The organism is Burkholderia sp. Ac-20349 (assembly GCF_017104865.1).
GTDB classification, from domain to species: Bacteria; Pseudomonadota; Gammaproteobacteria; order Burkholderiales; family Burkholderiaceae; genus Burkholderia; species Burkholderia aenigmatica.
The window spans coordinates 1-13,814 of sequence record NZ_JAAGPM010000106.1 but is presented as its reverse complement, the minus strand read 5'-3'; the positions used below and the strand labels follow the sequence as shown (position 1 = coordinate 13,814).

Sequence of the window (13,814 nt, the reverse complement as noted above, 5' to 3'; positions counted from 1 at the left end):
AGTCCGGCGCATGTTGGAAGCGCCGCCGGAATACCGGCGGCGGTGAAAAAACGGGTGCGCGCCATCGTAGCGCGCGCGGCGGGAAAACGGGGCACGGCGGCCGCGCGGTGCGTGGGCCGTCGTGCATGCCGCGCTTACGCGCGCGGCGCCTCCGGCGTGTCGCGGCGCGTGAGCAGCATCGCGTCGCCGTAGCTGAAGAAGCGGTAGCGCTCGTCGATCGCGTGCCGGTACGCGGCGCGGATCGTCTCGACGCCCGCGAATGCGGACACCAGCATCAGCAGCGTCGATTTCGGCAGGTGGAAGTTCGTGACCAGCCGGTCGACCACGCGGAAACGATAGCCGGGCGTGATGAAGATGTCGGTCTCGGCCTGCGTGGCCGCGAGCGGGCGGCCCGCTTCGTCGGCCGCGCGCGCGGCGGCTTCGAGCGCGCGCATCGACGTCGTGCCGACCGCGATCACATTGCCGCCGCGTGCGCGGGTCGCGGCGATCCGGTCGACGAGCGACTGCGGCAGGTCGTACCACTCGCTGTGCATCTTGTGCTCGGCGATGTTGTCGACGCGCACCGGCTGGAACGTGCCGGCGCCGACGTGCAGCGTCAGCGTCGCGCGTTCGACGCCCATCGCGTCGAGCCGGTCGAGCATCGGCTGGTCGAAATGCAGCCCGGCCGTCGGCGCGGCGACCGCGCCCGGATTGCTCGCGTAGACGGTCTGGTAGCGCGTCTCGTCGGTCGCGTCGGGATCGTGCTCGATATAAGGCGGCAGCGGCAGGCGGCCGAACTGCTCGATCAGGTCGAGGCACGGCGCGGGGAAGTTCAGCGTGAAGAACGGCTCGACGCGCTCGCCGACCGTCACGTCGAACGCATCGGCGAGCCGCAGCGTCGTGCCGGCGCCCGGCGACTTGCTCGCGCGGATCTGCGCGAGCGCCGTGTGCGTGCCCGTCACGCGCTCGATCAGCACTTCGATCTTGCCGCCGCTGGCCTTCTGGCCGAAGAAACGCGCCTTCAACACCTTGGTATCGTTGAAGACGAGCAGGTCGCCGGCTGCGATGCACGACGGCAGTTCGGTGAAATGGCGGTCGACGAGGCGCGCGGGCGCGACGGTGCCGTCCACCTCGAGCAGGCGGCTCGCGGTGCGATCGGGCAGCGCGGTTTGTGCAATCAGCTCGGGCGGCAGATTGAAATCGAAATCGGAAAGCGTGAACATGCGGGCTGGTTCGAAGCGGCCGGCGGGCGTCGCCGGCAGGGCGGAAACGCGTAAATGGGGCGCGCGAGCCGCTATGATGACGGGATGCGCGGCCTGGCCGGCGTCGTTCGTTCGGACGACGTGAAAGCCGCTATTGTACTTGCCTTGCGAAGCACCCAGACGATCCGATGCCTGTGTCACCACGCCGTTCCCCCGCTGCAGTTGCCGATTCCGCCGATCCGTTCGACGCGGAGGATGCCGCGCCGCCCGCTCAAGACGCGGCGGAGTGCGCCGCCCCGCGTCGGGTTGGCCCGAAGCGCGGCGCTGACGGCAGGCTCGCGCAGCCGGCCGCCGCCGCGGCCGATGCCGATGACGCCGCCGCGACCGACGCAGCGGGTACGGCCGGCGCGAAGCGCAAGAAGAAGCCGGCCGCCGACAAGCCCGTGAAGACCGTCGACAAGCTCGCGAAGCTCGGCCTCACGCGTTCGATCGATCTCGTGCTGCATCTGCCGATGCGCTACGAGGACGAAACCACGCTCACGCCGATCGGCGAGCTGCTGCCGGGCGGTATCGCGCAGGCCGAAGGTGTCGTGTTCGACAACGAGGTCGCGTACCGGCCCCGCCGCCAGCTGGTCGTGAAGATCCAGGACGACGACGGCGAGCACCTCGTGCTGCGCTTCCTGAATTTCTACGGCTCGCAGGTCAAGCAGATGGCCGTCGGCCAGCGGCTGCGCGTGCGCGGCGACGTGCGCGGCGGCTTCTTCGGGATGGAGATGGTGCATCCGGCGGTGCGCGTCGTCGAAGCCGATGCGCCGCTGCCGCAGGTGCTCACGCCCGTCTATCCGAGCACGGCCGGCGTGTCGCAGGCCTATCTGCGCAAGGCGATCGAGAATGCGGTCGAGCGCACGCCGCTGCCCGAACTGCTGCCGCCCGAGATCCAGCGCGATTACTTGAAGCCGCTCGACGTGCCGTCGCTCGAGCAGGCGGTGCGGATCCTGCACCACCCGCGCGTCGATTCCGACGAAGCCGCGCTGATGGACGGCTCGCATCCGGCGTGGACGCGCATCAAGTTCGAGGAGCTGCTCGCGCAGCAGCTGTCGCTCAAGCGCGCGCACGAGGAGCGCCGCACGCGTGCGGCGCCCGCGATGCCGCGCCGCACCGCGAGCGATGCCGATGCGCTGACCACCCGGCTCTACGCGGCGCTGCCGTTTACGCTGACGGGCGCGCAGGGGCGCGTCGTCGACGAGATCGCGAACGACCTCACGCTCGCGCACCCGATGCAGCGCCTGCTGCAGGGCGACGTCGGCAGCGGCAAGACGGTCGTTGCAGCGCTGGCCGCCACGCAGGCGATCGACGCCGGTTACCAGGCCGCGCTGATGGCGCCCACCGAAATTCTCGCGGAACAGCACGCGCGCAAGCTGCGCGCGTGGCTCGAGCCGCTCGGCGTCACGGTCGCGTGGCTCGCGGGCAGCCTGAAGGCGAAGGAGAAGCGCGCGGCGATCGAGGCGGCCGCGCTCGGCACCGCGCAGCTCGTGATCGGTACGCACGCGATCATCCAGGACACCGTCGAATTCGCGCGGCTCGGCCTCGTGATCGTCGACGAGCAGCACCGCTTCGGCGTCGAGCAGCGGCTCGCGCTGCGCGCGAAGGCCGCGAATGCGGCCAACGGCGCGCGCGACTTCCAGCCGCACCAGCTGATGATGTCGGCCACGCCGATTCCGCGCACGCTCGCGATGACGTATTACGCGGATCTCGAGGTCTCGACGATCGACGAGCTGCCGCCGGGCCGCACGCCCGTGCTGACGCGCCTCGTCGGCGATGCGCGGCGCGAGGAGGTGATCGCCCGCGTACGCGAGGCCGCGCTGACCGGGCGCCAGGTCTACTGGGTGTGCCCGCTGATCGAGGAGAGCGAGACGCTGCAGCTGCAGACGGCCGTCGAGACTTACGAGACGCTGGCCACCGCGCTCCCGGAGCTGAAGGTCGGGCTCGTGCACGGCCGGCTGTCGCCGGCCGACAAGGCGGCCGTGATGGAAGCGTTCACGCGCAACGACGTGCAGCTGCTCGTCGCGACGACCGTGATCGAGGTCGGCGTCGACGTGCCGAACGCGTCGCTGATGGTGATCGAGCACGCGGAGCGCTTTGGCCTTGCGCAGCTGCACCAGCTGCGCGGCCGGGTCGGGCGCGGCACCGCGGCGTCGGTGTGCGTGCTGCTGTACACGGGGCCGCTGTCGCTCACGGGCCGCGAGCGCTTGAAGACGATGCGCGAGACGACCGACGGCTTCGAGATCGCACGGCGCGACCTCGAGATCCGCGGCCCCGGCGAATTCCTCGGCGCACGCCAGTCGGGCGCGGCGATGCTGCGCTTTGCGAACCTCGAGACCGACGGCTGGCTGATCGATCCGGCCCGAGAAGCCGCGACGCGGCTGATTGCCGCGTATCCCGAGATCGTCACGCAGCATCTCGCACGCTGGCTCGGCGCGCGCGAGCAGTATCTGAAGGCCTGATCCGCGGGTCGGAACCGGATTTCAAACCGCCGTTTGAAGCATTCCGATGCAGAGAAACTTGGCGAACCGGTGTCACAGGGTGTATAAATTAAACCTATCGCTTGTATATCTCTGATTGACCCACAATGACGCTGACTGAATTGAAATACATCGTCGCGGTCGCGCGCGAACGGCATTTTGGCCGCGCGGCCGAAGCATGCTTCGTGAGCCAGCCGACGCTGTCGGTGGCGATCAAGAAGCTCGAAGACGAGCTCAACGTGCAGATTTTCGAACGCGGCGCGAGCGAAGTGAGCGTGACACCGATCGGTGACCAGATCGTCACGCAGGCGCAGCGCGTGCTCGAGCAGACCTTCGCGATCAAGGAGATCGCGAAGCAGGGCAAGGATCCGCTGGTCGGCCCGTTCCGCCTGGGCGTGATCTACACGATCGGGCCGTATCTGCTGCCGACGCTCGTCAAGCAGATGATCCAGCGGGTCCCGCAGATGCCGCTGATGCTGCAGGAAAACTACACGCTGAAGCTGCTCGAACTGCTGAAGCAGGGCGAGATCGACGCCGCGATCATGGCGCTGCCGTTTCCGGAAACCGGCCTGATGGTGCGCCCGCTGTATGACGAACCGTTCGTCGTTGCGCTGCCCGCCGGCCATCCGTGGGAGAAGCGCGAGGAAATCGACGCCGAGGACCTGAAGCAGGAAACCATGCTGCTGCTCGGCAACGGCCACTGCTTCCGCGATCACGTGCTCGGCGTGTGCCCGGAGCTGATGCGCTTCTCGCAGACGGCCGACGGCATCCAGAAAACCTTCGAGGGCTCGTCGCTGGAGACGATCCGCCACATGGTCGCAAGCGGTGTCGGCATCACCGTGCTGCCGCGGATGTCGGTTGCCGAGGTTGGCCCGCGCGCGAACGGCCCCGATGCCGAACTGCTGTCGTACGTGCCGTTCAACGAGCCGGTGCCCGACCGCCGCGTGGTGCTCGTGTGGCGCAAGAGCTTCACGCGGATGCCCGCGATCGACGCGATCAGCGACGCGATTTCCGCGTGCGAGCTGCCGGGCGTCGCGAAGCTCGACATGCCGGCGACGATGAACTGAGCACGCTGCAGCATGCACATGTGGCAGCACGATGAACGGGGTCTTGCGACCCCGTTTATTTTTCTCTATCGCATAGATGAAATTTATCAAATTCAATAATTCAATAGATCAAAATAGAATCCTCACCATGGATCGGCGCGAAGTCGACGACTGATCCACACGTCGAATGCAAGCGTCAAAGGAGGGTGTCATGATGCAGTCGGTATTGCAGCGCGCGCAGCGGAACATCCCGTCGCGCGACGCGGTCGTACATCGCGCCAGGGCGGCGGTTCGCAGCCTGCGTCCGATTGCGTTCGCGTACCTGGCGGACCGTGTGTATGGTGGCTGAACGCCGCCTCGCGCGGGTTCAGTGTTCCCCCGCATCACCCGCCGTCAAGCCATGAGGGAGCATCGCATGTCCGAAAGCTGGAATACCGTCCGCAGCGCCGGCACGACGCCTGCCGGCAGCCGGTTCCCCGAGCGTCCCGCCTGCGGTGCATCGCAGCGGGAGCGCGCGTCACAGGCCACGCACGACATCCCGTAGTACGACAGGAGGACCAACCTGTTCCGTTTCCCATCCCCGCAATGACACTCCGCCAACCGCGCCCGGCATGCCGCCGGAGCGAACGGGTGGAGTCATATGAGCAAGCCAAGGAGAAATCGCATGTCGAACGAAACGAAGTGCCCGTTCAACCACACCGCTGGTGGCGGCACGACGAACAAGGACTGGTGGCCGAATCAGCTTAACCTGAACATCCTGCATCGGCATTCGGCATTGTCCGATCCGATGGACAAGGATTTCGACTACGCCGAAGCGTTCAAGAAGCTGGACCTTGCGGCGGTGAAGAAGGACCTGCACGCGCTGATGACGACGTCGCAGGACTGGTGGCCGGCCGACTTCGGCCACTATGGCGGCCTGTTCATTCGCATGGCCTGGCACAGCGCCGGCACGTACCGCACGGCCGACGGCCGCGGCGGCGCGGGCGGCGGGCAGCAGCGCTTCGCGCCGCTGAACAGCTGGCCGGACAACGTGAGCCTCGACAAGGCGCGCCGGCTGCTGTGGCCGATCAAGCAGAAGTACGGCCGCAACATCTCGTGGGCCGACCTGCTGATCCTGACCGGCAACGTCGCGCTCGAATCGATGGGCTTCAAGACCTTCGGCTATGCCGGTGGCCGCGTCGATACGTGGGAGCCGGACGACGTGTACTGGGGTTCGGAAAAGATCTGGCTGGAACTGAGCGGCGGCCCGAACAGCCGCTACTCGGGCAAGCGCGACCTCGAAAGCCCGCTCGCCGCGGTGCAGATGGGCCTTATCTACGTGAACCCGGAAGGCCCGGACGGCAACCCCGACCCGGTCGCCGCCGCGCATGACATCCGCGAGACGTTCGCGCGCATGGCGATGAACGACGAAGAGACGGTCGCGCTGATCGCGGGCGGCCACACGTTCGGCAAGACGCACGGCGCCGGTCCGGCCTCGAACGTCGGCGCCGAGCCGGAAGCCGCGGGCCTCGAAGAGCAGGGCCTCGGCTGGAAGAGCACGTTCGGCACGGGCAAGGGCAAGGATGCCATCACGAGCGGCCTCGAAGTCACGTGGACGTCGACGCCGACGCAGTGGAGCAACGACTTCTTCAAGCACCTGTTCAGCTACGAATGGGAGCTCACGAAGAGCCCGGCCGGCGCGCACCAGTGGGTCGCGAAGGACGCCGGCGACGTGATTCCGGATGCGTTCGATCCGTCGAAGAAGCATCGTCCGACGATGCTGACGACCGACCTGTCGCTGCGTTTCGATCCGGCCTACGAGAAGATTTCGCGCCGCTTCTACGAGAACCCGGCCGAGTTCGCCGATGCGTTCGCGCGCGCCTGGTTCAAGCTCACGCACCGCGACATGGGCCCGCGTGCCCGCTATCTCGGCCCGGACGTGCCGGCCGAGCATCTGTTGTGGCAGGACCCGATCCCGGCCGTCGATCACAAGCTGATTGACGACGCCGACGTCGCGGCGCTGAAGGCGAAGGTGCTCGCATCGGGCCTGTCGGTGTCGCAGCTCGTGTCGACCGCATGGGCGTCGGCTGCGACGTTCCGCGGTTCGGACAAGCGCGGCGGTGCAAACGGTGCGCGTATCCGTCTCGCGCCGCAGAAGGACTGGGAAGTGAACCGTCCGGCCGAACTCGCGAAGGTGCTCGCGACGCTCGAAGGCGTGCAGAAGGCGTTCAACGACGCGCAGACGGGCGGCAAGAAGGTGTCGCTCGCCGACCTGATCGTGCTGGCCGGTGCGGCCGGTGTCGAGCAGGCCGCGAAGAACGCGGGCGTCGCGGTGACGGTGCCGTTCGCACCGGGCCGTGGGGATGCGTCGCAGGAAGAGACCGACATCGAAGCGATGGCCGTGCTCGAGCCGGTTGCAGACGGCTTCCGCAACTTCCTGAAGCATGCCTACCAGACGCCGGCCGAGGCACTGCTGGTCGACAAGGCGCAACTGCTGACGCTGAGCGCGCCCGAGATGACGGCACTCGTCGGTGGCCTGCGCGTGCTCGGTGCGAACGCCGGCGATGCGAAGCACGGCGTGTTCACCGACCGTCCGGAAGCGCTGACGAACGACTTCTTCGTGAACCTGCTCGACATGGGCACGGAATGGAAGCCGGTGTCGGCCGCGAACGACGTGTTCGAAGGGCGCGATCGTGCGACGGGCAAGGTCAAGTGGACCGGCTCGCGCGTCGACCTGATCTTCGGCTCGCATGCGCAACTGCGTGCGCTGGCCGAGGTGTACGGCAGCGCGGATGCGAAGGAGAAGTTCGCACGTGACTTCGTCGCGGCCTGGAACAAGGTGATGAACCTCGACCGCTTCGACCTCGCGTGAGCATCGCCGCGCAGTAGTGCGGTAATGCAGTAACGGGAAACGGCCGGTCATCCAGCCGGCCGTTTCTCCCTGACCCTGGGTTTCGTTGAAGGAGTGACGATCATGACGCAAATGAAGTTGAACATGCGCGCCGCACTGGCGGCGCCGGCCGAGATCGCGCGGTACGTAGTCGGATTCGCGATCGTCATCGGCGGTGCGGCCGAACTGGCGTCGCAGGCGCTGCACGCGATCGCCTGAGCGCGGCGTTTCACGCGCCACGCGTAGTGGCGAGCACTGCGTGCGGGCGGTGCGGTGTAGACAGGCAGGTACCCGATTCGCTTTCATTGCTCCGGTTCATTGAATAAGGAGTCCGGAGCATATTCGGGAAGACTCCCGCTGCCCGGATCGACATCGGCATCAGCGACAAGCATCGCAAGAAGATCGCAGAAGGCCTGGCATGAGGCGGTCGTACGCACCGTGCGCGCAATCTTCCCGCTCGCTGATGCGACGAGCGACGAGCCGACCGCCGACCTGTTGACGCAGCGCTTGCGCACGCATGAAAAACCCGCGTGGATGCCGCGGTCGCTGCTCGCGTAGCCGTGCAACGCGCGGCAGGCTGGCAGAAGCCCTCGCGCGCTGCTCCGGCCCTGATTGATCCGTATGCATCGGGTCGAGCGCAGGCCGGTGCGTCCGACGGAGCCGCGCGTATGCCGGCTCTGTCCCTTGATTGATGCGCTTTGCGGCTCGGCCATGTGCAGCGGGCACGCGCAGCGCGCTGGTGTCCGGCCGTTGCCGCCCGCCAGCCGCACCGACATGACGCGAAGCACCGCTCGGCTCTAAAATGCCGGGGTTATCTTCCCGGTGCTTCGCCATGCTTGCCCGCTTTCCCCTGTATCTGCGGCTCGTCCGGATGGACAAGCCGATCGGCAGCCTGCTGCTGCTGTGGCCGACGCTCAACGCGCTGTGGATCGCGTCCGACGGCCATCCGCGCTGGCCGCTGCTCGTGATCTTCTCGCTCGGCACGCTGCTGATGCGCTCGGCCGGCTGCGCGATGAACGATTACGCCGACCGCGATTTCGACCGTCATGTGAAGCGCACGGCCGACCGGCCGCTGACGTCGGGCAAGATCCGCGCGTGGGAAGCCATCGCGATCGCGGTCGGGCTCGCCTTCATCTCGTTCCTGCTGATCCTGCCACTCAACACGCTGACGAAGCAGCTGTCCGTCGTCGCGCTGTTCGTCGCGGGCTCGTATCCGTTCATGAAGCGCTTCTTCGCGATTCCGCAGGCGTATCTCGGCATCGCGTTCGGCTTCGGCATTCCGATGGCGTTCGCGGCCGTGCAGGACACGGTGCCGACGATCGCGTGGGTGATGCTGATCGCGAACATTTTCTGGTCGGTCGCGTACGACACCGAATACGCGATGGTCGATCGCGATGACGACATCAAGATCGGGATCCGCACGTCCGCGCTGACGTTCGGCCGCTTTGACGTCGCGGCCGTCATGCTGTGCTACGCAGTGACGCTCGGCATCTACGTGTGGATCGGCGTGACGCTGGGCTTCGGCCTCGCATACTGGGCCGGCTGGGCGGCGGCGGTCGGCTGCGCGCTGTATCACTACGCGCTGATCAAGGACCGCGAGCGGATGCCGTGCTTCGCGGCGTTCCGGCACAACAACTGGCTCGGTGGCGTGCTGTTCGCGGGCATTGCCGTGCATTACCTGCTGGCAGGGAGCTGAGCTTCCCGATCTGTCCGCCGGCGTCATGTCGTGCGGATCGCGGCAACAAAAAAAGCGGCCTGGGCCGCTTTTTTTTGTTGGTCGAGCAAGGCAGAGGGGCGGCCCGTGCGGCGCAGAAAGCACCGGGCCGGTACCGCCGGTGCGCTTACGCGCGACCGAGCTCGTCGCCCATTTCCTTTGCGCGCGCTTCGGCCGCGAGCGCACCGCGCACGATCGCGTCCTTCACGCCTTGCGCGTCGAACGACGCGAGCGCGGCGGCCGTCGTGCCGCCCTTCGACGTCACGCGTTCGCGCAGCACGCTCGCCGGCTCGCCCGATTGCGCGGCGAGTTGCGCGGCACCCGTGAACGTCGCGACCGCGAGAGCGCGACCCTGTTCGTCGTTCATGCCGAGCTGGCGCGCGGCTTCCTGCAGCGCTTCGATGAAATAGAACACGTAGGCCGGGCCGCTGCCCGAAATGGCCGTGACGGCGTCGAGCTTCGACTCGTCGTCGAACCACACGATCTCGCCGACCGCACCGAGCACGTTCGACGCGAGTTCGCGGCCCGTCGCATCGACGCCCGGCAGCGCGGCGAGGCCCGTCACGCCCATGCCGACGAGCGCGGGTGTATTCGGCATCGTGCGCACGATGCGGTCGTAGCCGCCGAGCCAGCGTGCGAGATCCGTGCCGCGGATGCCGGCTGCGATGCTGATCACGAGCTGCGCCTTCAGGTGCGGCGCGAGCGCCTGCGCGACGTCCTTCAGCACCTGCGGCTTCACCGCGAGCACGACCGCGTCGTAGTCGGCGAGCGTCGCGTCGATGGCCGCGCCGGTGCGCACGCCGAACTGCTGCGCGGCGCGCGCGCGCACTTCTTCGTTGACGTCGATGGCATACAGGCCGTCAGCGGCGACGCCGCGCTTGATCAGGCCGCCGATCAGGGCTGCGGCCATGTTGCCGCCGCCGATGAATGCGATTTTCATGATGTCCGATTGAGCGAGTGAGTGAACGGTAGGGCGTAAAGGGTGCGGTGTTCAGTGCGAGTAATCGCGCGCGCCGAAGATCGCGGTGCCGACGCGCACGATCGTCGCGCCTTCGAGCACGGCCGCATCGAGATCGGCGGACATGCCCATCGACAGCGTGTCGAGCGGCAGGCCGTCGGCGCGCAACGTGTCGAACAGTGCGCGCAGCGCGCGATGCGGCGCGCGTTGCGCTTCGGTGTCGCCGGCCGGTTCGGGAATCGCCATCAGGCCGCGCAGCCGCAGCGACGGCAGCGCGGCGACCGCGCGCGCGACCTCGGCCACGTCGGCCGGCGCGACGCCGCTCTTCGACGCCTCGCCGCTGATGTTCACCTGCACGCACACGTTGAGCGGCGGCAGGTGCGCGGGACGTTGTTCCGACAGGCGCTGCGCGATCTTCAGCCGGTCGACCGAATGGACCCAGTCGAAGCGTTCGGCCACCGGGCGCGTCTTGTTCGATTGCAGCGGCCCGATGAAATGCCATTCGAGACTGGCGCGCAGGTCGGCGAGCGCGTCGATCTTGTCGATCGATTCCTGCACGTAGTTTTCGCCGAAGGCACGCTGCCCGGCCGCATGCGCGGCGCGCACGTCGTCGGCGGGAAACGTCTTCGAGACGGCGAGCAGCGACACGGTGGCGGGATCGCGGCCGGCCGCGCGGGCGGCGTCGGCGATGCGGTGATGAACGGATTCGAGACGGGCGGCGAGATCGGACATGACGGACACGAAAGCAGGCACGAAAGCGGGCATGGTGCGGATGCGCCGCGGCACGCGACGCATCGATTCGCCCATTATACGGACGCCGCGCGCGAGGCCCAGCGCCGATCCGTCATTCGCATGAACCGGCCCTAGCCGTACAGCAGATGCTCGACGAGCTGGATCCAGTGGGCGACCGGAATCTGCGTGCCGCTTTGCAGGTGCGCGATGCAGCCGACGTTGCCGGAGACGATCATCTGCGGTTCGAGCGCCTGCAGCTTCAGCAGCTTCTGCTTGCGCAACCGGTACGACAGCGACGGCTGCGTCAGCGAATAGGTGCCGGCCGAGCCGCAGCACAGATGGCTGTCGGCCGGCAGCCGCACGTCGATGCCGAGCGTCTCGAGCAGGCGCTCGACCTTGCCGCGCGACTGCTGGCCGTGCTGCAGCGTGCACGGCGGGTGGTACGCGACCGTATGGATCGCGCGGCGCCGCGCGAGCGTCGCGAGCTCGGCCTCGAACGCGAGCAGCACGTCGGAGATGTCGCGCGTGAGCGACACGATGCGCTGTGCCTTTTCCGCGTAGGCCGGGTCGTCGCGCAGCAGGTGCGCGTATTCGAGCACCGTCGCGCCGCAGCCCGACGCGTTCATCACGATTGCCTCGACGCCCTGTTCGACATGGGGCCACCACGCGTCGATGTTGCGGCGTGCGTCGTCGAGCGCTTCGTCGTGATAGTTCAGGTGCAGACGGATCGCGCCGCAGCAGCCCGCATCGGGCGCGACGACCGTCTCGATGCCGAGCGCGTCGAGCACACGCGCGGTCGCGATGTTGATGTTCGGCAGCATCGACGGCTGCACGCAGCCGCCCAGCATCAGCATCTTGCGCGTATGCGTGAGGTGCGGCCATTCGAGCAGCCGCGTGCGCGGCGGCACCTTGTCGCGCAGCCGCTTCGGTAGCAGCGGCCGCACGTGCTGGCCGAGCCGCATCACTGGCGAGAACAACGCCTCGTTCGGCACGAGGCTCGCGAGCAGGCGGCGCACGAGCCGCTGCTGGACCGGGCGCTTCACCTGCGCCTCGACGTGCTTGCGGCCGATCTCCACGAGCCGGCCATACTGGACGCCGGACGGGCAGGTCGTCTCGCAGCTGCGGCACGTGAGGCAGCGGTCGAGGTGCTGCTGCGTGCTGCGCGTGACGGGCGCGCCTTCGACCATCTGCTTGATCAGGTAGATCCGGCCGCGCGGGCCGTCGAGTTCGTCGCCGAGCAACTGGTAGGTCGGGCAGGTCGCGGTACAGAACCCGCAATGCACGCACTTGCGCAATATCGCGTCGGCCTCGTCGCCGTCGGGCGTATTGCGGATGAAATCGGCGAGGTTCGTTTGCATTTAGGGTCTGTTTACCTATGGAATGCGCATGCGTTGCCACGAGAACGGCCGCTCGCGAGGCGCGTGACGCCGCGAATACTGACGTATTCGCAAGGAGCGCAACGCGGCGAGCGGCCGTTCTCGTGGCAACCCCTAATTAAAAAGTCCATTCCACGGGAATGCCCGAAATCGCCCGTATGGCGGCGTCGCTCGTCGCTTGTCCCCCAAGGGGACTTCCTCCGGGGCGTTTGGCTCGGCCAAACGGCGCTCCTCACTTCTTGCCCTACGAGCGATTTCGGGCATTCGCATGTGCATTCCATAGGTAAACAGACCCTAAAGATCAGGGTAGAGCCGGCCGCGGTTGAAGATGCGCGCGGGATCGAACGCGGCCTTCAGCCCGCGGTGGATTTTCATCATCGGGGCGGGGAGCGGCGTGAACACGCCCGCGCTGCGGTCGTACGCGTCGCCCGCGCGGAACAGCGTCGCATGTCCGCCGGCCTGCTTGGCGCTCATCCGCACGGTCTGTGCATCGGCGTCGGTGATCCACCAGCGCTGCGCGCCCCCCCATTCCATCAACTGGGTGCCCGGCAGGTGCATCGGTTCGGTGATCGACGGCAGTGCGAGGCGCCACAGCGCATAGCCGGGCGGGATGCCGTTGAAGAACGGGTCGGTATGCTCGCGCAGGCCGGCCCAGAAACGCTCGGCCTCGACCGCGTCGACGACTTCGCCACCGAGCTGCGTCTTCGCGGATTTCACGGCCGCCTCGGCGCCCGACAGGCGCAGCACGAGCGTGCCGTTGCGCCACCCGCTCGCGCTGACGGGCAGCGGATGGCCGCCCCATTCGTTGAGCTTGCGTACCGCGTCGGTCGCGGTCATCTCGAACTTCAGCGTGACTTCGGCGACGGGCATCGGCAGCACCTTGATCGACAGGTCGAGCATCAGCCCGAGCGTGCCGAGCGCGCCGGCCATCAGCCGCGACACGTCGTAGCCGGCGACGTTCTTCACGACCTGCCCGCCGAAGCGCAGCATTTCGCCGCGGCCGTTCATCAGCGTGACGCCGAGCACGAAATCACGCGGCGCGCCGCAGGTAGCGCGCCGCGGGCCCGCGAGGCCGGCCGCGACGCAGCCGCCGACGGTGGCCGCGCGGCCGAAGTGCGGCGGCTCGAACGGCAGCATCTGGCCGCACTCGGCGAGGACGGTTTCAAGCTGCGCGAGCGGCGTGCCCGCGCGGACCGTGACGACGAGTTCGGCCGGGTCGTACGATACGACGCCCTGAAACGCGCGCGTGTCGAGTATTTCGCCCTCGAGCGCCTGGCCGTACCAGTCCTTGGTGCCGCCGATCCGCATGAAGTTCTGCGAATCGAGCGCATGCAGCAGCGCTTCCTGCAGCACGAGCGGCAGCGCGGTGATTTCGTCGAGGAACAGCGTGCCGCCGCCGGCCTGCTCGAACAGGCC

At 67.7% G+C, this 13,814-nt stretch carries 11 protein-coding genes and 1 pseudogene; 7 read left to right on the top strand and 5 right to left on the bottom strand.

Features of this window, described 5'->3' with window-relative positions:
• Positions 1-134: 134 nt before the first annotated feature.
• Positions 135-1,202 carry a tRNA preQ1(34) S-adenosylmethionine ribosyltransferase-isomerase QueA gene (queA, locus tag G3N61_RS27850; protein WP_043189597.1) on the bottom strand — a complete coding sequence of 356 codons (1,068 nt, stop codon included), beginning with the start codon at positions 1,200-1,202 and terminating at the stop codon, positions 135-137.
• 167 nt (positions 1,203-1,369) lie between these two features.
• Here queA and recG point away from each other — a divergent pair, with 167 nt between their 5' ends.
• The 7 genes and pseudogenes from recG (at position 1,370) to ubiA (ending at position 9,314) form a co-directional block, all read left to right on the top strand.
• On the top strand, positions 1,370-3,685 hold the full coding sequence (gene recG / locus G3N61_RS27845) for an ATP-dependent DNA helicase RecG (RefSeq protein ID WP_205824085.1): 2,316 nt from the start codon (positions 1,370-1,372) through the stop codon (positions 3,683-3,685).
• 125 nt (positions 3,686-3,810) lie between these two features.
• Positions 3,811-4,770: a hydrogen peroxide-inducible genes activator gene (locus G3N61_RS27840; protein WP_043189592.1), complete on the top strand. Its 960-nt coding sequence runs from the start codon at positions 3,811-3,813 to the stop codon at positions 4,768-4,770.
• Positions 4,771-5,164: 394 nt separating this feature from the next.
• Positions 5,165-5,293, top strand: coding sequence for a hypothetical protein (locus tag G3N61_RS40150; protein WP_260865392.1), 129 nt, complete (start codon positions 5,165-5,167; stop codon positions 5,291-5,293).
• Between the two features lie 120 nt (positions 5,294-5,413).
• Complete coding sequence (gene katG / locus G3N61_RS27835; protein WP_205824084.1) at positions 5,414-7,600, top strand: catalase/peroxidase HPI; 2,187 nt, start codon at positions 5,414-5,416, stop codon at positions 7,598-7,600.
• 102 nt (positions 7,601-7,702) lie between these two features.
• On the top strand, positions 7,703-7,837 hold the full coding sequence (locus G3N61_RS40145; protein WP_260865393.1) for a hypothetical protein: 135 nt from the start codon (positions 7,703-7,705) through the stop codon (positions 7,835-7,837).
• Between the two features lie 198 nt (positions 7,838-8,035).
• Positions 8,036-8,176: pseudogene (locus G3N61_RS27830) on the top strand (DNA starvation/stationary phase protection protein); the annotation flags it as partial.
• A 274-nt stretch (positions 8,177-8,450) separates the two neighbouring features.
• Entirely contained in the window at positions 8,451-9,314 is an 864-nt protein-coding gene (gene ubiA / locus G3N61_RS27825; RefSeq protein ID WP_205824083.1) for a 4-hydroxybenzoate octaprenyltransferase, read from the top strand.
• Between the two features lie 145 nt (positions 9,315-9,459).
• Here the strand turns inward: ubiA and proC are convergent, their stop codons facing one another.
• The 4 genes from proC to glcE all read right to left on the bottom strand — a co-directional run bounded on the left by proC (position 9,460) and on the right by glcE (position 13,811).
• Positions 9,460-10,272 carry a pyrroline-5-carboxylate reductase gene (proC, locus tag G3N61_RS27820; RefSeq protein WP_205824082.1) on the bottom strand — a complete coding sequence of 271 codons (813 nt, stop codon included), beginning with the start codon at positions 10,270-10,272 and terminating at the stop codon, positions 9,460-9,462.
• Positions 10,273-10,323: 51 nt separating this feature from the next.
• Entirely contained in the window at positions 10,324-11,022 is a 699-nt protein-coding gene (locus G3N61_RS27815) for a YggS family pyridoxal phosphate-dependent enzyme (RefSeq protein WP_043189643.1), read from the bottom strand.
• A 131-nt stretch (positions 11,023-11,153) separates the two neighbouring features.
• Positions 11,154-12,380 carry a glycolate oxidase subunit GlcF gene (gene glcF, locus G3N61_RS27810; RefSeq protein ID WP_043189583.1) on the bottom strand — a complete coding sequence of 409 codons (1,227 nt, stop codon included), beginning with the start codon at positions 12,378-12,380 and terminating at the stop codon, positions 11,154-11,156.
• Positions 12,381-12,692: 312 nt separating this feature from the next.
• On the bottom strand, positions 12,693-13,811 hold the full coding sequence (gene glcE, locus G3N61_RS27805) for a glycolate oxidase subunit GlcE (protein WP_277405123.1): 1,119 nt from the start codon (positions 13,809-13,811) through the stop codon (positions 12,693-12,695).
• Between the last annotated feature and the right edge of the window lie 3 nt (positions 13,812-13,814).